Here is a 25429-nt window from a genome sequence, read left to right on the forward strand (position 1 = left end):
CAAGATGAACGGGAAATTATTTATAAAGTTATTTTTCTTTTTCTTCATGCTTCATGCTTTTGAGGCTTTTGCTCAAGAGAAAGATACCACAGAAAAGAAAAAGGATACGATCAAAACCAGTCGCTCCCTGCGCCGTTTGTTATTGAAGGATTCCGACAGAATCTCTCGCAAGTATAAGTACAATGCGGCTTTGGACAAATATGTGTATAGCGAGAAGGTAGGGGAGTATGACATCTCTACCCCTATTTTCCTAACACCCCAAGAGTACGAGAGCCTTGTGATGCGTGAGCGTATGGGCTTGTATTTCAGGGAGAAAAGTAGGGCTATGCAGCCTACCGCTCAAGGACAAACACCCAATAATGCCCAGCGGGATTTGCTCCCTGAGTTCTATGTGAAGTCGGAGCTTTTCGAATCTATCTTCGGGGGGAATAATATAGATATTATCCCGCAGGGGAATGTTGCCTTTGATTTGGGTTTGCGCTATACCAAGAACGATAACCCTTCTATAAGTCCTGAATATCGCAGTTCCTATGGGATTGATTTTGACCAGCGTATCAGCTTGGGCATACAAGGGAAGGTAGGTACCCGCCTCTCTATCAATGCGATGTATGACACCCAAGCGACATTTGACTTTCAGAATGTCTTCAAGCTGGAATATACGCCCAATGAGGACGATATAGTACGCAAGGTGGAACTGGGGAATGTGAGTTTGCCACTGAATAGCTCCCTTATCACAGGAGCGCAGAGCCTCTTTGGGGTGAAGACCGAACTCCAGTTTGGCCGTACTACCATAACAGGGGTGTTTTCCGAACAGCGCTCTCAGTCCCAGACAGTTACAGCTCAAGGGGGCGGTACTATGCAGGATTTTGAAATCCGTGCGCTTGACTATGATGAGAATCGCAACTACTTCCTTTCCCAGTTCTTCAGAGACCAGTATGACCGTGCTTTGGAGAACTATCCTTATATACGTAGCAAGGTGCAAATCGTACGTGTGGAGGTATGGGCAACCAACCGCTCCAATCGTACCTCTAACATTCGTAACATAGTAGCTTTGCAGGACTTAGGGGAAGCCAAGGCAGAGAATACCCGTATAGCGGGCAATGCGCCTGTAGGTTTCTTCCGTGGTTCCATAGGGGATAGGCCTACCAATGAGGCCAATAAGTACGACCCTACTCGTATAGACTCTCCTCAATCAGTACTTACCAAGGAGATTCGCGATGTAGCGACTATTCGTTCGGGATTTGGCACTATGTCGTCCTTGGTCAATGAGGGCTTTGACTATGCGGTTTTGGAAAATGCTCAGAAATTGGAAGAAGGTCGCGACTTCAAGGTTAATAAGCAATTGGGGTATATCTCTCTGAGTCAGCGACTTAATAACGATGAAATATTGGCTGTTGCCTACCAATACACCTACGAAGGAAATGTATATCAGGTAGGGGAGTTTGCCAACGATGGGATCTCGGCTACAACCAATGCTTATATAGCGGGGCAGAACAAGATCACCAATAACTGTTTGGTGCTGAAGATGCTCAAGAGTAATCGTTTGGTTACAGGTGATCCTATCTGGAACCTGATGATGAAAAACGTATATTCGCTCAATGCGGTGCAGATCAACCCTGATAACTTCCGCATGAACATCTTCTACAATGACCCTTCGCCAGTGAACTACATAGCCCCTGTAGATGAAGCTACTTGGAACAGAGAGCTCACCCGCAAGATACTACTTCAACTCTTTAACTTTGATAGGCTCAATGCTTACAATGACCCTGAAAATGGGGGAGATGGTTTCTTTGACTTTGTCGATGGTATCACCATAGACCCCGAATATGGGAAAATCATCTTCACCAAGGTAGAGCCTTTCGGGAAATATCTCTATGACAAATTGGGCGGGGGCAGTCGCTATAATGACCCTACTGCCTATCAGTCTACTTCTACCGCATGGAATGCCAACCAAAAGAAATATGTGTTCCGTTCCCTCTATACCGATATAAAGGCTAAGGCCTTGGAGGATGCCGAGCGCAACAAATTTACTCTTAAGGGACGCTATAAGTCCAAGGGAGGCCGTGGTATTTCCTTGGGTGCCTACAATGTCCCTCGTGGTTCGGTACGTGTAACCGTGGGTGGGCGTATCCTACAGGAGGGTATAGACTATACCGTTAATTACCAACAAGGTACTGTACAGATCATAGACCCAACGATAGAAAACTCTAACTTACCGATACAGGTATCAGTGGAGAATAATCTTATCTTCGGCGGACAGAGTCGCCGCTTTATGGGAGTGAATGTGGAGCATAAGTTCAGTGATAAGTTTGTAGTGGGAACCTCGCTGATCAACATGCACGAGCGCCCCTACACCCGCAAGGCCAATTATGGACAGGAGCCAGTGAATAACACCATTTTTGGTTTTGGAGGAAGCTATTCTACGGAACTGCCTTTCCTTACTCGCTTGCTCAATAAGGTACCCTCCTTGCAGAGCGATGTGGCTTCCAACCTCTCCGTTCGTGGAGAGATGGCCTTCTTGCACCCTAGCAGCCCTCGCAGTTCCGACTTTGATGGAGAGGCAACGGCTTACTTAGACGACTTTGAGGCCGCTCAGACTACAGTGGATATTCGCGGTATGCGTTCGTGGTCATTGGCCAGCACGCCACTGAGGTTTGGTCAAGGCAGCTACCCGAACCAGACCCTCTATGGGAATGCCCCTGAAGATGTGGACAACCTTAAGAACGGCTACGGACGCGCTAAGTTGGCTTGGTATAGTATAGACCCTGTTTTCTACGGCAACAACAAGCCAGGCGATGTGAATGCTTCGGAGATTTCTAAGAACAGCACCCGCCGTGTCTATGTTAAGGAAATCTTCCCAGAGCGAGAATTGGCTCAGGGAGACTTGCTGGTACAGAACACTTTGGACTTGGCCTACTACCCCAATGCCAAAGGCTCTTACAACAACAACCCACAAGCGATGAGCAGCCTAGCGGCCTCTGACAAGTGGGGAGGTATCATGCGTGGTATCTCGGCTACCAACTTTGAAGAGAATAATATAGAATATATACAATTCTGGGTGCTAGACCCTTATACCTCAGGCGAGTTTACCCCTTCTGCTTCAGGAGAATTGGTGTTTGACTTAGGAAATATCTCCGAGGATATCCTCAAGGACGGCCGCAAGCAGTATGAGAATGGTTTGCCAGGGCTCTCTATACAGTCACCTACCTATACTACCGCTTGGGGGAAAACACCTGTATCCCAGTCATTGCTTTATGCTTTTGATAGCAACCAAGAAAACCGCGCCTTGCAGGATATAGGTTTGGACGGACTTACCGATGAGCAGGAACGCGCCATCTATGCCAATAACTTGGTGGATTCGCCTACTGACCCAGCCTTGGATAACTATGAGTATTATCTTTCCCGCTCAGGTGGGGTGCTTAACCGATACTATAATTATAATGGTACACAAGGCAACTCCCCAGTGGCTGGCAATAGCCAAGCTGCCTCCCTCAACCCAGATACGGAGGACGTGAACAAGGATAACACCATGAGTACTGTCAATAGCTATTATGAGTACCGCGTGCCTATCCATGGCAATGTACAGCGTACAGACCGCTATGTGAGTGATATCAAGGAAGTATATGCAGAAACCCCTGATGGTCAGCCTGTTTTTGCCCGATGGATACAATATAAGATTCCTATCAAGGACGCCAATCGCCGTGAGTATGGTGGCGGGGGAGACTTACGCTCAGTAACCCATATCCGTATGTACCTCACAGGCTTTGCCTCCGATGTAGTACTCCGCTTTGGTACTTTGGACTTGGTGAGAGGCGACTGGCGACACTATACCAAATCGCTCAAGGACGACCTTTCGGCTCCTGATGCTGGTGCCAGCACTGAAATAGGTTCGGTGAATCTCATAGAGAATGGTACTCGTCAGCCGATACCTTACCGTATGCCTCCTGGGGTATATCGCGAGCAAATCAACCAGAACAATACGATTGTCAGCCAAAACGAGCAATCACTTTCCTATACCGTATGTGACTTATCGCCACGCGATGCTCGTGGAGTGTATAAGAACCTCCATGCCGACTTGCGCCAGTACAAGCGTATCAAAATGTTTGTCCATGCCGAGCGCTATAAGAACCAACCCCTTGCCGATGGCGAGTTGGTGGCTTTCGTTCGCTTGGGTTCAGACCTATCGGAAAACTTCTATCAGGTGGAATTACCATTGCAGGTAACCCCCGCAGGAGCCTACTTGGCCGAAGGTATATGGCCTGCTGCCAATAGCTTTGATATTCCTATGGATGCCCTCACCCAGATGAAGGCTAAAGGTATCAATAGCGGTAACTTGGCCAACCTTACTTATTATGATGCGGCACTGAACCATATCGCCTCACCTACGACCACTCCTCATGTAATGGGGCAAAACCGCTATGCGATCAAGGGGAATCCCTCCTTGGCCGATGTGCAAATCATCATGGTAGGGATTAAGAACGCAACGAGCAACCACGTCTGTGGAGAAGTATGGTTCAATGAATTACGTATGGCCGAGCTCGAGAACAAAGGCGGTTGGGCAGGTATTGCCGCTGTGGATCTCAATGCAGCCGACTTTATGGATATGTCTGTTACGGGGAAAATCAGTACTGTAGGCTTTGGTACTGTAGAGCAGAAGCCTAATGAGCGCAGCCGTGAGGAAGTAAAACAGCTTGATGCTATGATGAATATCAATGCAGGTAAGCTCTTCCCTAAGAAGTGGAATGTACAGATGCCTGTAGGGCTTAACCGTTCTTCCTCTGTGGCTACTCCTGAGTATGATCCTCAGTATGAGGATATCAAGCTCAAAGACCGCATAGCTGCCGCACAGACCCAAGCTCAAAAAGATCTTATCAAAGAACAAGCCGAGGACTATACCCTAAGGCGTGGTATCAGCCTTATCGGGGTGAAGAAGAACCTCGGTGAAGGCGAAAAGGCCAAAGTGTATTCCATAGAGAACTTTACGCTTAACTATGCCTATAACCAAATGGATCACCATGATTTTGAGATAGAAAGCCAAAGAGAACAAAATGTACGTACAGGGGCGCTCTATGCCCATGCCTTCGAACAGAAGAAATGGGAACCCTTCAAAGGCAACCAGCAGGTAAGCGCCAGCAAGTACCTCAAGTGGCTATCGGAGGTGAATTTCAATTTCTTGCCGAATAATATCTATATAGGGCCTACCATTACTCGTGCCTTTGCACGTCAGCGTTTCCGTGAGGTGTATCCACTAGGCGTGAATCCTGATAATCAGGTGCCGCTTCCTGAGTTGCAACAGCGCAACTACCTATTTGATTGGCAATATGGTATCAACTATTCACTGACCAAGTCACTCAAGGTAAGCTATGATGCTACCAATAGCAATATAGTACGTAATTATTACCGCTATAATAATATAGGTGAGCGAGAGCTGAACAAGGAACTCACCCTATGGCATGACTTCTGGAATCAGGGAACACCGAACCACTTCATGTCGGCTTTCAAGGTCAATTACGAATTGCCGTTGGATAAGCTACCTTACTTATCTTTTGTTAAGGCCTCCTATTCTTATACAGGAGACTTTGATTGGCAACGAGGCTCTGAGGCCTTGACCCAAGTGGCGGGACATCAGATCAATAAAGTACAGAATGCCAATACCCACAACCTAACGGCCAATATGACTTTTGACCGCTTCTATTCCTCTTTAGGAGTGAAGAACAAGGGACTTGGCCAGAAATCTACCGGTAAGGATCACCTCTTGCGCTTGGCTACCATGATCAAGCGTATTGGGGTAAGCTATACCGAGACTAACGGCTCTATGCTCCCAGGGTATTTGCCACAGGTAGGCTTCTTTGGTACCTCCCAACCTTCGTTGCCGTTTGTTTTCGGTTGGCAAGATGACATTCGCTACGAAGCAGGTCGTCGCGGTTGGCTCACTCGTTTTGATGATTTCAACGAACAGTTTATCCGCTCTACCAACAAGACCCTTAACCTAACGGCCAGTTTGCAGCCCGCCAATGATTTGCAAATAGACCTGAAGGCCGATCGTGAGTATATAGACAACTTTGAAGAGACCTTCAATGCCGTACCAGGGTATTATAATCCGCTAATAGGCAATACTACGGGGAACTTTATGATCTCCGATAATATGATATTGACCTCTTTCATGGCATCGGATGAGTATAGCTCTAAGGCCTTTGAGAAGTTCAAGGATAATAGAATCGTCATTGCAAGGCGCTTAGCCGCACAGCGAGGTATCAACCTTTCTGACCCTAACAACCTTGATGCCGATGGCTTTCCTAAGGGCTATGGCAAGAACAACCAAGCAGTGCTGATGCCTGCTTTCTATGCCGCTTATACCGGGCGAGATGCCGAAGGGGTAACCTTGGGTGCTTTCCGCAGCTTCCCAATTCCTGCTTGGACAGTGCGTTATTCAGGACTGATGCGCCTTGAGAGCTTCAAGAATACTTTCCGCCGCTTCTCCCTCACCCATGGCTATCGTGCCAGCTATGCCTTGAGTGATTTCCGTACCAATCTGGAATATGTCAAGAATCCAGACCAGTTAGACCAAGGAGGTAATTTCCGCAACGAAAAGCTCTTTACCAATGTGAACCTCGTAGAGCAGTTCTCTCCGCTGATTCGTATAGATGCCGAATTGCAGAACTCTCTGAGTGTAATGGGAGAAATACGTCGCGACCGTACCATCTCTATCAGCTTGGATAACAACTATCTCACCGAGCTTATGCGCCGAGAATACCGATTGGGCTTGGGTTATCGTATCAAGGATATCAGCTTTGCCTCCCGCTTCAATGGGCACGATGTGATTATCAAGAGTGACCTGAACCTCAAGGCCGATATTGCCCTACGTCGTGACTTTACCGTGATCCGCAATATGGAACTCAATGATAACCAAGTAACCAACGGGCAAACCTCTTGGCTAGGTCGTTTCACGGCAGATTACTCGTTCTCTAAGAACCTGTCAGGAATCTTCTATTTTGATTATTCCTTCTCTAAATACGCCATCTCTACCTCTTTCCCAATGACGACCATACGTACGGGAATTACAGTGAGATATACGTTTAATTAGTGACAAGTGACGAGTGACAAATGACAAGTGACTAATGATAAATGCAAATCAATAGTTGAAAAATATTTGTATAATCTAATTCGTTAAGACGCAATTTATTGCGTCTTAGATAGTTAGTGAATAGTATTTTAACTATTGATTTGCATTAATGGTATTAACCTTATATTTTTAAAATACTATAATACTTAAAAAAATGAAAAAAATATTAATGACTATAGCGTTTGCTGCTCTTACCATAGCAGGCGCTAACGCACAAGTAAAATTTGGCGTTCGTGCAGGGCTTAACCTTGCTGATGTAGCTTCTAAAACAGATGGTGTAAAAGATGAGACAAAAATTCGTCCTTCTTTCTATGTGGGAGGTTTGGCAGAATTTGCCTTTAACGATGTCGTTCTTATGGAGGCAGGTCTTACTTATTCTAACCAAGGGTATAAGGCTAAAGAAGGTAACGATAAGGATATGCAATACACCCTTAACCTTCCTATATGGGTTAAGTATGATTTTGCAGGCTTCCGTCCTAAAGCAGGACTCTATGCAGGTTATATTGTTGAGCGTAAAGCAGAATGGGGAGGTAGGACAGTAATAAGAGATAGAGGTGCTTACAACTACTTTGACTATGGTATCAGCTTAGGAGCAGAATACAACTTGCCTAACAATGGTTTGTTCTTTGAAGCCTCTTATAACTGGGGCTTGGCGAATCTCCGAAAGAATGGAGACGCTAAAAATTACATTAACAATCGTGTAATTCAAGTAGGGGTAGGGTATAAGTTCTAATTCCTTATTGGGAAGAGAGAAAAGTGACTTTGGCATGTTTTTTGAAACATTAGTGTCAGTTAATCAAGGATTGAAATATAGCTAATAACTCTATATTTCTAAAATCCCATAACCTTTAAAAAGATGAAAAAAATTTTAATAACTGTAGTGTTTGCAGCCCTTGCCATAGCAGGAGCTAATGCACAAGTAAAATTTGGCGTTCGTGCAGGGCTTAACCACACGGATCAGGCTGTTAAAGAATATGATATCAAGCAGGAAACAGTACCTCGTATTTCTTTTTATGTAGGTGGCTTGGCAGAGTATGCCTTTAATGATGTTGTCCTTATGGATGCAGGTCTTACCTACTCTAATCAAGGATATAAGACAAAAATAGGAGACGGAAAAGTTATAGACCATACCCTTAACCTCCCTGTATGGTTCAAGTACGACTTTGCTGGTTTCCGTCCTAAAGCAGGACTCTATGCAGGTTATATTCTTAATCATGAATTAAAAGGTAATACAAGCTCTTCTTATTCCATAAAAGATGAGGATTACAACCACTTTGACTATGGTATAGGTCTAGGTGCTGAGTATAACCTCCCTAACAATGGTTTGTTCTTTGAAGCCTCTTATAACTGGGGCTTGGCGAATCTTAAAAAAAATGGAGATGCTAAGAACTATGAGAACAATCGTGTGATTCAAGTAGGGGTAGGGTATAAGTTCTAATTCCTTATTGGGAAGAGAGAAAAGTGACTTTGGCATGGTTTTTGAGACATTAGTGTCAGTTAATCAAGGATTGAAATATAGCTAATAACTCTATATTTCTAAAATCCTATAATACTTAAAATAATGAAAAAAATTTTAATGACTGTAGCGTTTGCAGCCCTTGCCATAGCAGGAGCTAACGCACAAACAAAATTTGGCGTTCGTGCAGGGCTTAACCTTGCTGATGTAGCTCTTAAATCAGGGGATGTAAAGCAAGAATCTAAAATTCGCCCTGCTTTCTATGTAGGAGGTTTGGCAGAATTTGCCTTTAACGATGTAGTCCTTATGGATGCAGGACTTACTTACTCTAACCAAGGAGCTAAAGCCAAAGAAGGAGATGGTGCACTTAGACAACATGCTCTCAACCTCCCTGTATGGTTTAAGTACGACTTTGCTGGTTTTCGCCCTAAAGCAGGACTCTATGCAGGTTATATCCTTAGCCAACAATTAAAAACAGGAAATGAGATAACCACTGTAGATAAAGATGATTATAAACATTTTGATTATGGTATTGGTTTAGGCGTAGAATACAACTTGCCAAACAATGGTTTGTTCTTTGAAGCCTCTTATAACTGGGGGTTGGCGAATTTGGAAAAAAATGGAGATTCCAAAAACTATGCTAACAACCGTGTAATCCAAGTAGGGGTAGGGTATAAGTTCTAATATCCCCCTGACCCCCGAAGGGGGGCAGAAATACAAGAAGCCGTTCCAAAAATCAGGAACGGCTTCTCTTTTGTAATATAAAAACTAATACCCTTACTATGGTTGGAAAGTATTGTTGTCTCTATTGATATCAGTGGTGATATTATAGGGGTCAATCACTACTTTTTGTATATTTTCAAAAGGAATAGCTACCTCAAAGCTATAGGTAGGATAAGCCCAACCCCAAGCAGGAAGCACTTTGCGTTCATAACTATAAGGATTTTCCTTTTCACCAAATTGCATACGTAGCGGAATGTAATAGTAATGTGTATTACCGCTCTTATCTACTACAAATACATCGGCAGGGAGGGGCATACGATCCACGCGGCGTAGAGTGATTTGGGTTTGTTGTCCCTTAGCTTCCACTTTCTCTACTGCATAATCCACATGATCAGGGGTTTGCATGAACTCATTGAGGTACCAATCCAATTGCATGCCTGAAACCTCTTCTGCACAACGGATAAAGTCATGAGGTTGTGGGTGCTTGAAGGCAAATCTCTTGTAATAAAGCTGAAGGGTTTTCTCTACATTCTTTTCTCCTATGATATACTCCAATTGGCGGAGGAAAAGTGCTCCCTTCACATAAGCGGTAATCGAATAAGCATAATTGGTATCGAAGCGGTCGGAGTGATGGGTAGGAGTTTCTTCAAACTTAGACTTGACATACCTATCATAAGACCTATAAAAGCTAGTGAAAGGTGCCACTCCAGTGATACGGCTCAAGGCTAAGTCCTGAATATAAGAGGTGAAGCCTTCGTCCAACCATGGGTAGTGTGTCTCGTCAGAGGCCAAAATGTGCTGGAACCAAGCGTGACCTAACTCATGTACGGCAGTGCTAAGAAGACTTTCGTATGCCTCTTCTCCTTCTATAAGGGTGCACATGGCGTATTCCATACCTCCATCACCTCCTTGGATAAAGGAGTACTGGCGCCAAGGATATTTGCCGACAAACTTATTATAGAAGTCAAAGGTCTTGAGCATATCGGGCTGGATACGCTTCCACACTTCGGGGTATTTCTTGTATAGGAAGTGTAGGGTGATGCCATTGCCAGCATCGTGCTTGTCATGGATAAACTGAGGGTCAGCTGCCCAAGTAAAGTCATGTACCTGAGGCGCATAGAAGTGCCAAGTACGGGTTTTGCCCTTTACTTTGGGAACCTTCACTCCAGTATCTTCGTAGCCAAAACCAATCTCATTGTTGTTCTGCAAGTAGCCAGAGCCACCTACGATATAGTCCTTATCAAGGGTAATTTTCACATCAAAGTTACCCCATACGCCATAGAACTCACGAGCGATATATTCGGTAGTATCCCAGCCGCGGTAGTCGTATTCGGCTATTTTAGGATACCATTGGCTCATGGAGAGTGCTACTCCGTCGGGGCTGTTTCTACCAGTACGGCGAATCATCACAGGGGCTTGTCCTGCGAAGTCCATCTTGAAGGTAGTGCTTTTGTGTGGAGCAATAGGTTTGTTGAGTTCTACCTTTAGAATAGTCCCCTCAGTGTGATACTTGACAGGGGAGCCATCTTGAGTGAGGTTACTTACCTTTAGATAACCAATCTCATCGGGCTTAAGGGAGGCAATACGGCTTTCATATTGAGGGTTTTCCTTAGTGCCTTTGTTAATAGCCATACGACTATCAGGGTCGCGGATAGTCCTGAGGCGGGCGTCCATCTCGCTATCGGGTTGGAAAGCATTTAGGAAAAGATGATAGAAAACCACCTTGAGCGTATCAGGGGAATTGTTCGTGTAGGTGAGTTCTTGTTTTCCCGTGTATTGGTAGTTTTTTACGTCCATATTGACCTCCATTTTGTAGTCTACATGTTGTTGCCAATAGGGAGCGTTTTGCCCTTGGAGGGTGCCTACAAAAGAAAGCGCCACAAGGGAGAGCATGCGTTGGTAATTCATCACTTATACAGTTTTGCAATTATGGACACAAAGTTACGAATTTTATAGCACATTTTAAAGTGAAAAATAAAAAACTTAAGGGTGTATATGTGATTTTTTTTCCTTACTTTTGTACTCTCTTATCTTGTAAAAACATTCTAATGGAACTGAACCTTACCCGCCCGATTTGTTTCTTTGATTTAGAGACTACAGGCACCGATGTATCCCGCGATCGTATCGTAGAAATCTCTGTACTTAAGGTATATCCTAATGGTAATAGAGAGAGTAAGACATGGCTGGTGAATCCTACCGTACCCATTCCGCCTGCCTCTACCGATATTCATGGGATCAGCGATGCTATGGTCGCCCAAGCCCCGACCTTCAAGGAGCTGGCCAAGCAGATACATACAATGATCAAAGACTCCGATTTAGCGGGCTATAACTCCGATCGCTTTGATATACCCCTACTGGCCGAGGAGCTATTGCGTGCAGGGGTAGATTTTGACCTCAAGAACCGTGTAACGGTAGATGTACAAACGATCTTCCACAAAATGGAACAGCGCACCCTTTCTGCCGCTTATAAGTTCTATTGCAAGAAATCCTTGGACAATGCCCACTCTGCCGAGGCCGACACTACAGCGACCTATGAGATTCTCAAGGCACAACTTGATACCTATGCCGATACCCTGCCCAATGACATCAAACAGCTCAGTGACTTCACTACCCGAAAGCAAATAGCTGATTTTGCGGGCTTTATTGCCTATAATGAAAAAGGAGAAGAGATATTTACTTTTGGCAAACACAAAGGGCGCAAGGTAGAGGAAATCCTGGAGGAAGAACCAGGCTATTTTGGCTGGATGCTCAATGCCGATTTTCCTCTCTATACCAAGAAAGTACTCACAGCAATACGACTTAGGAAAATGGGGCAATGATTAATGATTAATGCCACTAATCAATAGTTGAAATTTACTCACAGACTTTCTAAGACACAATGGATCAATGAGATTATATAGGGATTTTAATCCTTGATTCACAAGACGAATAAAAAAACCGCTTCCTTTTGGGAAGCGGTTTTCCTAATTTCTATAAAGAAAAAACTAATTCTTAGAAATAAAGGTTTAGGAGTACAGAAGCTGTTCCGAAACCACTATCAGGAGTACCGATGTTGAAGTTAATAGTAGAAGCATCGTTTACTGATTTGTATTTGAAGAATACTCCGTATGAGTATTGTGCTCCTAAAGCTACTTTAGGGAATACAAAGTATTCAGCACCAGCAAAACCTTGTGCACCAATAAGGAAGCTAGTGTTCTTTTTAGCAGGAGAACCAAAACCAACAAGACCATCAACTCCATAGAAACCTTGTAGGCGAGTAGAGCCTTTTCTCCATTCTTTACCATAACCTACCAAAAGACCAAATGCATTAGTTGCATCTACATCTTTTTGTTTTTCAAAAGAGAAAAGAAGGTTAGCAGTGTAACGATCTGCAGTAGTATCAGACGTGAAATTTCTTCCTACGAAGCTAACACTTTTATCGAATCCTGGAAGTTGAGTAGCATCATTGCTGTTGAAAGCTACTTTGTTACCAGTACTACCATTGAAAGCATTTCCTACAAATTCCAAAGCACTATTGGCATTAAATCCGATAGACCAATCACCTTGTTTTGGTAAGTAGTTTTCTCCTTTAGAAGAAGTAAGTTCTTGAGCATTGGCAACGCCAAATGCAAATACAGCTAAAGCTGATAAAATAATTTTTTTCATCTTAAAATGTATTTTAAATTTCGGGGCAAAGATAGGTTTTTTTTTCAAACAAGAAGGTATGGATTACATCTTTTTTTGGGTTTTATATGTAACACATTTGTTTTCAATGGGTTGTGAGGGATTGAATTTAAGAAAACAATAACAGAGATTAGTGAAGAATGAAAAGTAAAGAGAGAAAAAACTATTCGCTCTTCACGCTTCATTCTTTACTAATTTATAAAGAGTATAAATAACAAAACATGGCTGTTAAAAGTTGGTTTCCATACTAATTAATTCAAAAAAAAATAATACTTTTGCACGACTTTTTAAGAAACTAACTAATTTATATCCTATGTCAAGCGACATCCGTATTCGAAAAGGATTGGATATTCAGCTGAAAGGAAAAGCTGATGCCATTACGAAACCTGCTCCACTGGCGGCTGTGTATGGTATTAAGCCTGCTGAATTCCACCGCGTCATCCCTAAGCTCATCGCACGCGAAGGGGCAACACTCAAAGCCGGAGACGCCGTTTTCTACGACAAAAGAGATGAAAGGGTACTCTTCCCTTCTCCCGTTAGTGGTACTATCACGGAGATTATCCGTGGAGAACGCCGTAAAATTCTGGAAATCAGAATTACTCCCGATGCTACTCAGTCTTTCCAGGATTTTGGAAAGAAGGAGGTAAACTCACTCTCACCAGAGCAAATCAAGGAACACTTGCTCGAGTCAGGTGCTTGGCCGCTGATTAAGCAACGTCCGTACGACGTGATTGCTAGCCCTGACAGCCAACCTAAGGAGATTTTCATCTCGGCTTGCAAGACCAATCCGCTAGCCCCTGATTATGACTATGTGCTCAAGGGCAAGGAAAAGGAATTGCAGGCGGCTCTTACTGCCCTTTCCAAACTTACCACTGGTAAGGTGCATGTATCTGTCTTCAAGGACAGTTCTCTTTCTCCTTTCCGCAGTCTTAAGGATATCGTATTGCACAACGTCTCAGGGCCACACCCAGCAGGTAATGTCAGCACCCAAATTGCAAAAATTAGCCCTATCAACAAGGGAGAAGTAGTATGGGTGATTGCTCCTCAGGACTTGGTAGTTATAGGCGAGCTTTTCCTTACAGGACACCTAAACCTTACCCGTACAGTAGCGCTTACAGGGGCTTCTATGGAAAGTCCTCACTATGTAACGGCTATTGCAGGGGCACAAATCAAGAGTGTAGTAGGAGCAGGGGTAAAAGATCCTGCCGCTACCCGTATCATCAGCGGAGATGTGCTTACCGGTCGAAAGGTGTGTGAAAACACTTACTTAGGCTTCTATGATGACCAGATTACAGCTATTCCAGAAGGTAATGACTACGACCTATTGGGTTGGGCAAAACCAATCTCTAACAAGATTTCCCTCACTCGTGCTTTGACCTTCTCTTGGCTACACCCAGATAAGGAATACAACCTCAACACCAATACCAACGGGGAGCAACGTGCCTTTGTAGTAACAGGTATGTATGAGGAGGTATTCCCACTAGATATTTACCCTATGCAGCTGCTCAAAGCCTGTTTGTATAAGGATTTGGACGAATTGGAAAACTTAGGAGCTTATGAAGTAGCCCCTGAGGATTTTGCCTTGACCGAGTTTGTATGTGTGTCCAAACAGCCACACCAGCAAATCATTAGAAACGGTTTGGATTTGATGATGGACGAATTGGGATAAAAGTTACTATATATGGCAAGACCTACAACGAAGCAAGATTTAGAGGCTTTAGCCAAAGAAAACTACCAAAAGTTAGTTTCTTTGATAGAAGCACTATCTGACAAAGAGCGAGAAAAAGAATTTCCCGAAGGTACTATGAATAGGAATATTCGTGATGTCATAGGTCACTTGTATCATTGGCATTTATTATTCTTAAACTGGTATGAGGTAGGGATGAGAGGTGAGAAACCCAAAATACCCAAAGAAGGCTATACTTTTTCTGACACCCCTAAGCTCAACCGAGAGATATGGGAGCAGTGTCAAGGAGTGTCACTTACTGAGATACGCTCACTTTTTGAAGCCACTCATAACAAAGTGTTTCAACTTATACAGAAACACACAGATGAGGAGCTTTTCACTAAGAAAAAGTATCACTGGACGGGGAGTACTTCCTTAGGCTCTTACTTAGTTTCGGCAACATCAAGTCATTATGATTGGGCTTTAAAACTAATTCGCAAATCCATAAAAAAGAAATAATTAACTTATTCATAATAAAATGAGTTTAAAAAGTAAATTACATACACTAAAAGAAAAGTATAAGGGAACCAAGTGGGAAACGACCTTCAATGCGCTCCACACTTTCCTTTATACGCCTAATGAGGTAACCCACGGGGGTACCCACATTAAGGCAGCAGATGACCTAAAGCGGACTATGAACACCGTGATTATGGCGCTGATTCCCTGCTTGATTTTTGGTATTTTCAATGCAGGATACCAACACCAAGTGGCTTTTGGTACGCTAGAACCTCAGGCAGGTATGTCCTTTTTCAGTGGAGACTTCTGGAGTGGGGCAAACTTCTGTATAGGGGCGATGAAAGTACTTCCCTTGGTAATTGTTTCCTACCTTGTAGGTTTGGGAATTGAGTTTATTTTTGCAACCATTCGCAAGCACGAAGTAGAGGAAGGTTATCTAGTAACAGGGATGCTCGTACCCCTTATCGTACCTATAGACATTCCTCTTTGGATGCTTGCTGTAGCAGTAGCTTTCGGAGTAATTATTGGTAAGGAAGTATTCGGTGGTACAGGTATGAATATCCTAAACCCTGCCCTTACGATCCGTGCCTTCCTTTTCTTCGCTTATCCTACTTATATGACAGGAGACAAGGTATGGGTAGAAGGAGCTTTAGGTAGAGCCAAGGAAATTGCAGGTGGCGCACAACTTGATGCCGTATCAGGAGAGACTATCTTAGGAAACTTAGCCCAAGGGCAGACAGGTACTTACCAGCTATCTGACCTCTTCTATGGGTTTATCCCAGGTTCGGTAGGGGAGACCTCTACACTGCTTATCCTCTTAGGTGCTTTGTTCCTTATCTATACCAAGATTGCTTCTTGGCGTATTATCCTCAGTACCTTTGTAGGGGCTTTTGTAATGGGAAGTATCTTTAACTGCTTGGCACCAAGCATGGAAGGCACCCAGTTCTACGCTTTGTGGAGCTTACCAGCTTATGAGCACTTGCTTATCGGAGGTTTGGCTTTCGGAGCAGTATTTATGGCTACAGACCCAGTAACTGCTGCACAGACCAATACAGGGAAATACATTTACGGCTTCTTCGCAGGCTTCTTTGCCATTATGATACGTTGCTTCAACCCAGCTTATCCAGAAGGGGTGATGCTCGCTATCTTGCTGATGAACGTATTGGCTCCAACTATAGACCACTTTGTGGTACAGGCCAATGTGTCTCGCCGTAAAAAACGCTTAAAACTAACTACTAAAACCGCATAATTATGGCAGTCAAGACAGAAAGTAATTCATATACAGTGATTTTCGCCATTGTCATGGTGGTAATCGTAGGGGCTTTGCTAGCGGGAATTTCTTCCGCACTTAGCGGCCAGATCAGTGAAAACAAGAAATTGGAGAAAAAGCAAAATATCCTTTATGCCATGGGTGTGAATCATAACGAAGGCGCCCTTGGGGAAGGTAAAGTAGTTTTCCTCACTACCGCAGAGGCCAATACTGAGTTTGACAAATATGTAAAGGCACAGTACCTTATAGATCCTCAGAGCAATACTGCTAAGGAAGTAAAAGGAGCTGAAGACCTTATCAACTTCAACGGACACCGCTCAGGACTTCCCCTCTATGTAGGAGAAAAAGACGGAAAGACCCTCTATATCATTCCTGTAAATGGGCGTGGATTGTGGGATGCTATCTGGGGCTATATAGCCGTAGATAAGGACTTTGTGATACAAGGGGTGTTCTTTGACCACAAAGGAGAGACTGCCGGTTTGGGAGCCAATATCAAGGAACGCTTCTTCATGGATGACTTCATAGGAGAGCATGTCTTGGATGCCAATGGCGCCTTCCAGAGTGTTCAGATCTCAAAGAGCAACGCAGACCCAGAAAACAAACGTAAAGAGGACGGAAAGGTAGATGCTATCGCTGGAGCCACCCTTACCGGAAACGGGGTAGCAGAGATGATCGCACACGGACTTTCCCCTTATGTAGCCTATATTAAAAGTTTAAACCAATAAGACTATGGGACTAACAAAAAAAGATATTAAATTAGTAACTGATCCCCTATGGGATAATAACCCCGTAACGGTACAGGTATTGGGGATCTGCTCCGCGCTGGCCATTACCGCACAGCTCAAAGCGGCAATCGTGATGAGCCTTTCTTTTACCTTCGTATTGGCCATGGGGAACGTAGCCATTTCTTTGCTTAGAAATGTGATACCACCTAAGATTCGTATCATCGCCCAGCTCATCGTAGCGGCTGCCTTGGTAATTGTGGTGGATTTCGTGCTCAAAGCCTATGTATATGACCTAAGCAAACAGCTATCGGTATATGTGGGGCTTATCATCACCAACTGTATTTTGATGGGACGTTTTGAGGCTTTTGCCTTGGGGAATCCTCCAGGGAAGTCTTTCCTTGACGCTCTTGGAAACGCAGGAGGATACTCTATCGCCTTGCTTATCGTAGCATTCTTCAGAGAACTCTTAGGTTCTGGTACTATACTTGGTTTCCAAGTATTAGGCGACCCTATCAAGAAGACAGGAGTGTATGCCTTGGGTTATGAAAACAACGGCTTTATGCTTTTGGCCCCTATGGCCTTGGTAACCTATGGTATTGTAGTATGGGTACAGCGTTCACGTAACAAAGCCCTTATAGAAGAAGGTCATTAATCACTTAAAACGAAAAGAAAATGTTAGAATATTTAACACTGATATTTAAATCTATATTCTCAGAGAATATGGTTTTCGCTACCTTCTTGGGTATGTGTTCGTTCTTGGCGGTATCCAAAAAGGTATCTACCGCTATAGGCTTGGGAGCGGCTGTAGTTTTCGTACAAACTCTTACCGTGCCTATGAACTACTTGCTTAACCAGTATATTCTCAAAGAAGGTGCCTTATCATGGCTCGGAGCGGAATATGCCTCTTATGACTTGAGCTTCCTCACTTACATCCTCTTTATCGCAACGGTAGCTACCATGGTACAGTTGGTTGAGATCATCGTAGAGAAGTTCTCTCCTTCCTTGTATAACTCCTTGGGTATTTTCTTGCCACTTATTGCGGTAAACTGTGCGATCTTAGGGGGATCACTCTTTATGCAATCTCGTGAGGAAACTATCCACTCCTTTGGACTATCTGTAGCCTACGGATTCAGCTCAGGATTGGGTTGGGCTATTGCGATCTTGGCTTTGGCTGCCATTCGTGAGAAAATACGTTATTCTCATGTACCAGCACCTTTGCGAGGCTTAGGGATTACCTTCATTACCACAGGGCTTATGGCCATTGGCTTTATGAGCTTTGGTGGTATGCTCACCGGTGGTAGCAGCAAGAAGGAAGAACCTAAGAAAGAGACTACAACCGTTCAACAAGAAGTAAAAACTGATAAATTAGCCAATAACACAAAAGACTTAAGTAATGATTTTAGTAAGTGAAATATTAACAACTATTACGGTAACGGTGGTAGGATTATTAGTGATAATCCTCTTGTTAGTGGCGATTTTGCTTTATGTAAAACAAAAACTAACCCCATCGGGGCCAGTGAAGATTACCATCAACAATGATAAGGTAATAGAAGTTCCCATAGGTGGTTCCTTGCTTTCTACCTTGGGTAATGAGAAGATCTTCCTTCCATCTGCTTGTGGGGGTAAGGGATCTTGCTTGCAGTGCGAATGCCACGTGTATGAGGGTGGGGGAGAAGCACTCCCTACCGAAACTCCTCACTTTACGAAAAAAGAACTCAAAGAGGGGGTACGCCTCGCCTGCCAAGTGAAAGTAAAACAAGATATGAAAATCGGGGTACCTGAACAAGTGTTTGGTATCAAGAAGTGGGAAGCAACTGTAGTGAGAAACTACAATGTGGCCTCCTTTATCAAAGAGTTTGTAGTGGAAATCCCAGAAGATATGGACTACAAACCAGGGGGATATATCCAGATAGAAATCCCTCCTTGCGAGGTAAAATACTCCGATATTGACATTACTGCACACCCAGTAGAACACCCAGGTGAGCCTGAGAAGTTCAAGATGGAATGGGATAAGTTCAAGCTATGGCCACTGGTGATGAAAAACCCAGAACCAGCAGAGCGTGCTTACTCTATGGCCTCTTACCCTGCCGAAGGACGAGAAATCATGCTTAACGTACGTATCGCCACTCCTCCTTTTGATAGAGCTAAAGGCGGCTGGATGGATGTAAATCCAGGGGTAGCCTCTTCTTACATCTTCTCTCGCAAACCAGGAGACAAGGTAACCATTTCAGGGCCTTATGGAGAGTTCTTTATCAATGACTCCGATGCTGAGATGTTGTACGTAGGTGGGGGAGCAGGTATGGCGCCTATGCGTTCGCACCTATACCACTTGTTCAAAACCTTGAAGACAAAACGTACCGTAACTTACTGGTACGGAGGTCGTTCTAAGCGAGAACTCTTCTATGTAGAGCACTTCCGTGAACTAGAGCGTGAGTTCCCTAACTTCAGGTTCTTTATCGTGCTTTCTGAACCACTACCAGAAGACAACTGGAAAGTGAAGAAAGACATCAATGACAAAGAAGGCGATGGTTTCTTAGGATTTGTTCACAACGCTGTAATAGAACAATACTTGAGCAAACACGAAGCACCAGAAGATATAGAATTGTACTTCTGTGGTCCTCCGATGATGAACAAGGCCGTTCAGAAAATGGGGCAAGACTTCGGTATGCCTGACGAAAACATTCGTTTTGATGACTTTGGAGGTTAAAACTATTTTTTTCATAATAAAAAAATCCGACTCAGCAATGGGTCGGATTTTTTGCATTATTCAAGTTAGAATTTGCCTGTTATATCAGAGATATTGAACTTGCTATTGATCTCTTGGATATCAATTTTTCCATTGAGGATATCAAAGAAGAAATCTCGAATGTTTTCTATAGTCAGCAGGGAGGGTTCTCCCTCTTTGTTAGGGCCTAAGTCATAGGTTTTGAGCAATTGACTTCCGAGGCTGGCAGCCGTAAGGAGGAAATGGTTTTGGAACTTATCGGTATCAAGTAGGTCAGCCGCCAATACCTTACCAATTACGGTATAGCTACGTAGTGTTTTCTGTACATGCTCATCAGCTAGATGAGATTTTATTTCATCTGTTTCGGTATCCATGGCTATTTTTCCTGAATTAGGCGCTTGTTCGAGTCCTCTGTATAGGGCGCCGAGGTCGGCTAGGCTTAGGTTATAAAGTCTCGTATCAGCAGTGGTAAGCATCTTTTCTATAGAAAAAGCACTAGGAAGCAACAGGTATAACAGCCCTTCTACTCGTACCGAAGGAGCATTGAAAGTGCCTACAATACAGTTCTTTAAGTCTATCTCTTGGGTAGAGAATACCCCGCCACATACAACAGAGTTTTCCAAGATAACCTCATCGGCATAGATACTTCCTGCCACAAAAGCATTGTAGAGGGTGACGCTCTTGGCATTGATATCCGAATGAAAAATCAATTTGACATTAGAGGCTCGTGATACAATGGAATTGGCGGAGCCAACACTTTTAGCAAAAGAGATATTCCCCTTGGCCTCACTATTGATGTAGAGTTCCAATTGGGTAAAGACGGCTCCTTGTATCTCTAAGTCGCCATTTTGTATCTCTAACTTATGTGCATATACAGGGCCTTCTATGAGGGTATTGCCTTGTATGGTAATGGTACGAGTGAGTTCAGCCACCTTTTCAGGTAAGATACTTCCTTTGACTAAGTTATCTTTTAGTTGTATATTACTTTCATTGAAACGAATTTCTTTTAATTCCATAATTATAGACTTTTTATATGATTGAAGTTTAGCAATTTGAGAATATTCTCTCTTATACGTGAGGTATGTGTATCTGTATCGGAGTATTGTTGGTTGAGTTCTGCATTGAAGTATCTGCTTATCTGGCTACTTTCTTTATCAGATAAGGTTCCCCAAGCTTTGTGCTGAAAGCCATTTGTGAGTTCTTGTGGGGGGATATTGGCAAGCAGGTCAGAGGTGTATATTTTTTTATCTATTTGGTTTTGAGCGTCATGTGTTTCTACGAGACAGATAGGGGCATATTGTATGGCATCAATATTTTCTTTGAGGATATTTTTATTGACTGTATGCTCCAACTGTTTTTGTTTGAGTAAGAAAGTATTTGCTTTTCCGATAGCATCGAGGGTGCGCTTCTTAGTTACAGAGGCACTGATACGTGCTTGTAATTCTCCTGTTTCATTACCAAAGACAGCCACTGTACTGACCATGTCGTTCCCTATGGTACGATTTTGCTGTTGTTGACATTGTTCAGCAAAGGAAAAAACAGGTTTGTCAATTTGGTGGATACGGTTAGAAAGCTCATGGTTGAGATCTTCAAAGATTTTCAAATAGCGGCTGGTTATATTGTGATAATCTCGTTCCATCTGCTTTTGTTTCTCGATACAGCGTTTTTTAAATTCGCGTAGGTGTAAGAGAGTTGACTTAATATGGTTATTGAGTTGTACGATTTGCTGGTCTATCTCTAAGCGAATGGTATTGAAAAAGCCGTTGATGATAGTGTTCCCCACTTTTTCGGCATTCTTGTTGATGGACACAATCTGAGCAGCTTCGGTAGCAGCCACCGAGGAGGTGAGGGTATTGACCATATTGTTACAGCTGATAACACTCTGATCGAAAGGGTTGGTATCTACCGTTACCTCTATAGATACAATCTCGGTGGCGATACCATGATAGGTAGTTGTACCTCCATGTTCTGAAGCTGGATAATCTACATCACATGAATAATGGACATCTATCTTCTTTGTAAAATTTCTTGTATAACTCATAGCTATTGTTTTTTAATGGTTTGGAAAGAGGTATCAGCAAACAGCTTGAGGGTCATATCTTTCACTCGTTGGGAAGAAGTACTCTTTGATACGAGTTTGCTAAATTCGCTCTTTATTTCCTTATCAGTCTCGGTATGATTTACCCACGAGAGGGTTTCTAACTGCTGGCCTAATGTGTTTTTTACAGCAGTCTGTGCTTGAGGACTTAATAAGGTGTTACTTATCCATATAGTGAGATTCTTAGTGCCATACTTATCAAAACAGTATTCGCTTATGAGTACGGGTGTTACAAGGTTCTCGGATTGGGTATTGCCTTCGAGCAGTACTTTATCCGTTATTTTTTTCTGTTCGATGGAGCTTGATAGAAAATTCTTCATGGACTCTATCACCTTAGCACCACGGTATTTTACATTGGAGGCCAATATTTTTTGGCTATCAGACAAGGATTCCACCTGAGAGAGCGGAACGGTAGCGGTGAGGTATTTGGTTCTGTTGGAGATACGCTCCACTTCGCGTACAGCAAAGTTGATGGTAGGCTTGTCCAATTCAAAGACACGCTGATGGAGGTTTTGATTGAGTCCATTGAAGAGTTTCAGGTATCGGCTACAGAGCATGTTATAATCGCGTTCCATTTGTTTTTTGATAGCCAAGAGCTGTTTACGTTGTGCATTGAGCTGCATAAGGAAAGAATCCACTTGACTCTGTAGCGTAGCTATTTTCTGAGAAATTTGGGAACGCATCATGGTATAGAATCCTTTGTTGACGTTGCTACATACCTGATCTGCGGCCTTTTGCTCAGCTAAAACAACGGCAGTCTGCATGGCTGCAACGGCAGCCGTGGTACCTTTGATATGATTGGAGATAGAGCTTATCTCCTGAGCCATAGGCTTGGTATCTAATACAAAATCTATATGTGCCATATATTTAGCTGTTTAGGAGTTAGTTGTTTTATTTTCTTGTTTTTTCTCAAGGGTTTCCAAAGCATTCTTAGCAATGACAGGAAGGTTCAATGAGATATGCTCGTAGGTGATTTCCTCCACTTTGGGAACTGGTGGCAGCTCGGAAGTCTTGGCAAAAAGCGGATTGACAAGGGCGAGCGGTTTGCGTCGTTTGTCTAAGAGGCGTACTTCATCAGTAGCTACTGCAATTTCGTTGGAATGGCCGTCGCGCAACTTGGCATCATAGTATTCTATATGGTTAAATCGTTCGGCTCTTCGCTTAATATCCTCATTGAGACGTTCCATATAGTCTTCAAAATCGGTTTGTACTTTGGCAAACTCTTCGGATTGTAGTGTAAAGGCAGCAACAGTCTCGGCGGAATTATCAGCTACATTGACAATGGTAGTGTCCAGATTGTTATCATTGGACTGAACCATACTATCTTCAGTACGTTGTAGGCTAGTCAAGGCATTGTAGGCGGCTACATATTCACGGAGACTTTCCTGCATAAGGTTGATAATATCGGAGCTTTCGGCACGGCTTGCCCTATAGAAGGCCTCTACATCCTGATGCCACTTATTGAGGTAGCTCATTTTTTGGTCTTTGATATGGTTGTATATCTTAAGGCGCTCTATGCGGTTCTCTTGCATAAGATTTTGTACTATGGGAGCGACAATCTCCTCGTAGATTTGGTGAACTCCGAAGGGCATATGAGTGGTACTACCATCCTCGGCTGTCCACATACCTGTAAGCAGGTTGTAGTGTACACGTGAACTAGGCTTGAGCTGGAAAGGCTGATAACCCTGCATAGAATCGCTATAGTCGAATTTTTCCTGACGGATACGCTCAATCTCCTCATGTTCTAAAATAGGCGAATAGTGGTTGTAGGGAGACTTAAGAATTTGGTATAGTATTCTATTGGATTCATTGATCACCTTATCGGTTGAGGCTACCTTAAGGGCGGAGATAGCCTGTACAGAATTGGCCATGGTCATCATTAGGTTCTTGAGGACTTCCTCGAATTGTTGTGTTTTGGTAGAAAGAGAATCTTTTAATTTGTTGATTTCCTGGAATTTGTTTACGCTCTGAGTGTATTTTTCCTTATTGAATACCTCGATGACAGGGGAGCTCGGCGGGATATTATCGGTAGTAAATTCGTTGAGCTGTTGTAGGTATTCGCTTTTGTCGGCTACCAAAGGTAGGGATACAGAAGAGGTGTCCAGCTCATCCATACAATAAGAGATGGTTCTAAGGGAGCGCTCTAACTTTCCGAAATAATCATACTGGTTGAGCTGTTGTAGGGAAGTAGAATAAGCATCGGTTTCTATAGTCTCAGTATCAGCGGAAGTTTCCACAATAGGAGCCTCGGAGGAGAGGTTATTTAGCGTACCGATGGTCTCTATCAAGAGGTCATTTTGGCGAGGTATCTGTAGGGTTACTTCCGATTCGGCTACACGGCCGGTATAATCTACGATAAAACTCTTGTCCTCATACTTAATCTGGTCAGCCACGGGTACATAAGCCACACCCAACTTGCTTACCTTATAGTCACGGAAGATCTCCTTATGCTGCTTTTGGAACTCAGCGATACGGCTATCCTTTTCCGCAATTTCCTTTTCAAAGGCATTTTTCTTAATAAAATAGACAAAGAATAGGATGATGGAGAGAAACCATACCCATAGGCCAGCTATTTTCTGTTGTAGGGCTGCTTTTTCTTCTTCTAGGATAGCGATTTGTTTTTCTATTCGTTCCTCTTCTGCAACGATTTTTTCAGCCACTTGGCTGTAATAATTGAATAATATCTTAGCTTGATCTTGGTAGATATTGTTGGATTCGGGAAAAATTTTGCCAGTCATATATGTTAATTTGAATAAAGTTTTTTTCTATCTTGGAATAAGCGTTCGAGCTTTAGGAGTTGGCCTTCTATAGTATCCTTATTGAGAGCATAGTTGGGCATAGCAAGTAGCATATCTTCGGCGGTTTGCATAAAAAGTTGTTCTGTCTCTTGAGCCTCGGCTGTATGGGCAGGGGAGAGGAAACGCAGGTTTTCCTCAAGGGAAAGGATACGCTTGCTAAGAGATTCAGGCAGGTTTGCTACCTTTTCAGTGCTATTTTTTAGCGCTTGGATCGCCTTTTTCATATTCGAAATACCATTGCGTTGTAGGGCTTGTTGAGTATGTACCTCGGCTACCTTGTCAGAGGCCAACAGGAAACTTACAACACTCAACAGTAGCAGTGAGATAAGCCCTCCTTGTACTAACAATTGTAGGAAGAAAGTCCATAAGAAAAAGAGATTAGCCGCGACCATGACCCCTATAGCACAGATAGCATAGAGGCCAATAGAGAACCAACGCAGTCCTAAGGAGCCTACCTTCTGCTGAGAGGGATTGGAAAAATTGCCCCAAGGTGATAACACCTCTGCAAAGCAAAGCCCGTAGATAAGGGAGGCTACTAAGATGTTTAGTACTAGAATACTATTCTCCCAGTGCCCAGCGAATAGCACAAATCCCGCTATGATGATAGCCTCACCGATGAGCAGCACCAAAAGGGTAAGTGTTTTTTTTGTATCCATAATTATAGTG

Annotated in this window: 19 protein-coding genes; 12 read left to right on the forward strand and 7 right to left on the reverse strand. The window is 43.4% G+C overall.

The genetic code is table 11. The features are described 5' to 3' along the window. Positions 1–4 precede the first annotated feature (4 nt). The 4 genes from sov to HMPREF9331_RS07380 all read left to right on the forward strand — a co-directional run bounded on the left by sov (position 5) and on the right by HMPREF9331_RS07380 (position 9263). Positions 5–7084, forward strand: a complete 7080-nt coding sequence (gene sov / locus HMPREF9331_RS07365) for a T9SS outer membrane translocon Sov/SprA (protein WP_016420365.1) — start codon at positions 5–7, stop codon at positions 7082–7084. Positions 7085–7277: 193 nt separating this feature from the next. After that, positions 7278–7856, forward strand: a complete 579-nt coding sequence (locus HMPREF9331_RS07370; protein WP_016420366.1) for a porin family protein — start codon at positions 7278–7280, stop codon at positions 7854–7856. A 123-nt stretch (positions 7857–7979) separates the two neighbouring features. Beyond that, positions 7980–8561: a porin family protein gene (locus HMPREF9331_RS07375; RefSeq protein WP_016420367.1), complete on the forward strand. Its 582-nt coding sequence runs from the start codon at positions 7980–7982 to the stop codon at positions 8559–8561. 123 nt (positions 8562–8684) lie between these two features. Further along, on the forward strand, positions 8685–9263 hold the full coding sequence (locus tag HMPREF9331_RS07380; RefSeq protein WP_016420368.1) for a porin family protein: 579 nt from the start codon (positions 8685–8687) through the stop codon (positions 9261–9263). Positions 9264–9359: 96 nt separating this feature from the next. Here the strand turns inward: HMPREF9331_RS07380 and HMPREF9331_RS07385 are convergent, their stop codons facing one another. Continuing rightward, complete coding sequence (locus tag HMPREF9331_RS07385) at positions 9360–11210, reverse strand: M1 family metallopeptidase (RefSeq protein WP_016420369.1); 1851 nt, start codon at positions 11208–11210, stop codon at positions 9360–9362. Between the two features lie 140 nt (positions 11211–11350). On the opposite strand from HMPREF9331_RS07385, the gene HMPREF9331_RS07390 reads away from it, so the two are divergent. Next, a complete protein-coding gene (locus HMPREF9331_RS07390) occupies positions 11351–12121 on the forward strand; it encodes a 3'-5' exonuclease (RefSeq protein ID WP_016420370.1) in 771 nt (256 codons plus the stop codon). Between the two features lie 172 nt (positions 12122–12293). On the opposite strand, the gene HMPREF9331_RS07395 is transcribed toward HMPREF9331_RS07390, so the two are convergent. Further along, positions 12294–12947, reverse strand: a complete 654-nt coding sequence (locus tag HMPREF9331_RS07395; RefSeq protein ID WP_016420371.1) for a hypothetical protein — start codon at positions 12945–12947, stop codon at positions 12294–12296. A 331-nt stretch (positions 12948–13278) separates the two neighbouring features. Between HMPREF9331_RS07395 and HMPREF9331_RS07400 the strand changes: the two genes are divergently transcribed. From HMPREF9331_RS07400 to nqrF, 7 genes are read left to right on the forward strand one after another with little or no spacing between them, the layout of a single operon-like run. Next, a complete protein-coding gene (locus HMPREF9331_RS07400; protein ID WP_016420372.1) occupies positions 13279–14634 on the forward strand; it encodes a Na(+)-translocating NADH-quinone reductase subunit A in 1356 nt (451 codons plus the stop codon). Between the two features lie 12 nt (positions 14635–14646). Continuing rightward, positions 14647–15150, forward strand: a complete 504-nt coding sequence (locus HMPREF9331_RS07405) for a DinB family protein (RefSeq protein WP_016420373.1) — start codon at positions 14647–14649, stop codon at positions 15148–15150. A 19-nt stretch (positions 15151–15169) separates the two neighbouring features. Then, the gene (locus HMPREF9331_RS07410; protein WP_016420374.1) at positions 15170–16396 is read left to right on the forward strand and encodes an NADH:ubiquinone reductase (Na(+)-transporting) subunit B; all 1227 of its coding nucleotides are present in this window, start codon (positions 15170–15172) and stop codon (positions 16394–16396) included. 2 nt (positions 16397–16398) lie between these two features. Next, a complete protein-coding gene (locus tag HMPREF9331_RS07415; protein WP_009642984.1) occupies positions 16399–17142 on the forward strand; it encodes a Na(+)-translocating NADH-quinone reductase subunit C in 744 nt (247 codons plus the stop codon). A gap of 4 nt (positions 17143–17146) precedes the next feature. Further along, a complete protein-coding gene (locus HMPREF9331_RS07420) occupies positions 17147–17794 on the forward strand; it encodes an NADH:ubiquinone reductase (Na(+)-transporting) subunit D (RefSeq protein ID WP_009642966.1) in 648 nt (215 codons plus the stop codon). A 20-nt stretch (positions 17795–17814) separates the two neighbouring features. Next, positions 17815–18552 carry an NADH:ubiquinone reductase (Na(+)-transporting) subunit E gene (gene nqrE / locus HMPREF9331_RS07425; protein WP_009642965.1) on the forward strand — a complete coding sequence of 246 codons (738 nt, stop codon included), beginning with the start codon at positions 17815–17817 and terminating at the stop codon, positions 18550–18552. Beyond that, positions 18536–19849 (forward strand): NADH:ubiquinone reductase (Na(+)-transporting) subunit F, encoded by a 1314-nt coding sequence (gene nqrF, locus HMPREF9331_RS07430; protein WP_016420375.1) that lies wholly within the window; start codon positions 18536–18538, stop codon positions 19847–19849. Before nqrE ends, nqrF begins: the two co-directional genes overlap by 17 nt. A gap of 65 nt (positions 19850–19914) precedes the next feature. Here the strand turns inward: nqrF and HMPREF9331_RS07435 are convergent, their stop codons facing one another. Genes HMPREF9331_RS07435 through HMPREF9331_RS07455 form a run of 5 tightly spaced genes read right to left on the reverse strand, consistent with a single transcriptional unit; the run spans position 19915 to position 25419 of the window. Then, the gene (locus HMPREF9331_RS07435; RefSeq protein ID WP_016420376.1) at positions 19915–20883 is read right to left on the reverse strand and encodes a hypothetical protein; all 969 of its coding nucleotides are present in this window, start codon (positions 20881–20883) and stop codon (positions 19915–19917) included. A 2-nt stretch (positions 20884–20885) separates the two neighbouring features. After that, positions 20886–21908 carry a hypothetical protein gene (locus HMPREF9331_RS07440; protein WP_016420377.1) on the reverse strand — a complete coding sequence of 341 codons (1023 nt, stop codon included), beginning with the start codon at positions 21906–21908 and terminating at the stop codon, positions 20886–20888. Positions 21909–21910: 2 nt separating this feature from the next. Next, the gene (locus tag HMPREF9331_RS07445) at positions 21911–22828 is read right to left on the reverse strand and encodes a hypothetical protein (protein WP_016420378.1); all 918 of its coding nucleotides are present in this window, start codon (positions 22826–22828) and stop codon (positions 21911–21913) included. Between the two features lie 12 nt (positions 22829–22840). Next, entirely contained in the window at positions 22841–24703 is a 1863-nt protein-coding gene (locus tag HMPREF9331_RS07450) for a hypothetical protein (protein ID WP_016420379.1), read from the reverse strand. 5 nt (positions 24704–24708) lie between these two features. Beyond that, the gene (locus HMPREF9331_RS07455) at positions 24709–25419 is read right to left on the reverse strand and encodes a hypothetical protein (RefSeq protein ID WP_016420380.1); all 711 of its coding nucleotides are present in this window, start codon (positions 25417–25419) and stop codon (positions 24709–24711) included. Positions 25420–25429 lie beyond the last annotated feature (10 nt).

It is taken from the genome of Capnocytophaga granulosa ATCC 51502, from assembly GCF_000411115.1.
Classification (GTDB): Bacteria; Bacteroidota; Bacteroidia; order Flavobacteriales; family Flavobacteriaceae; genus Capnocytophaga; species Capnocytophaga granulosa.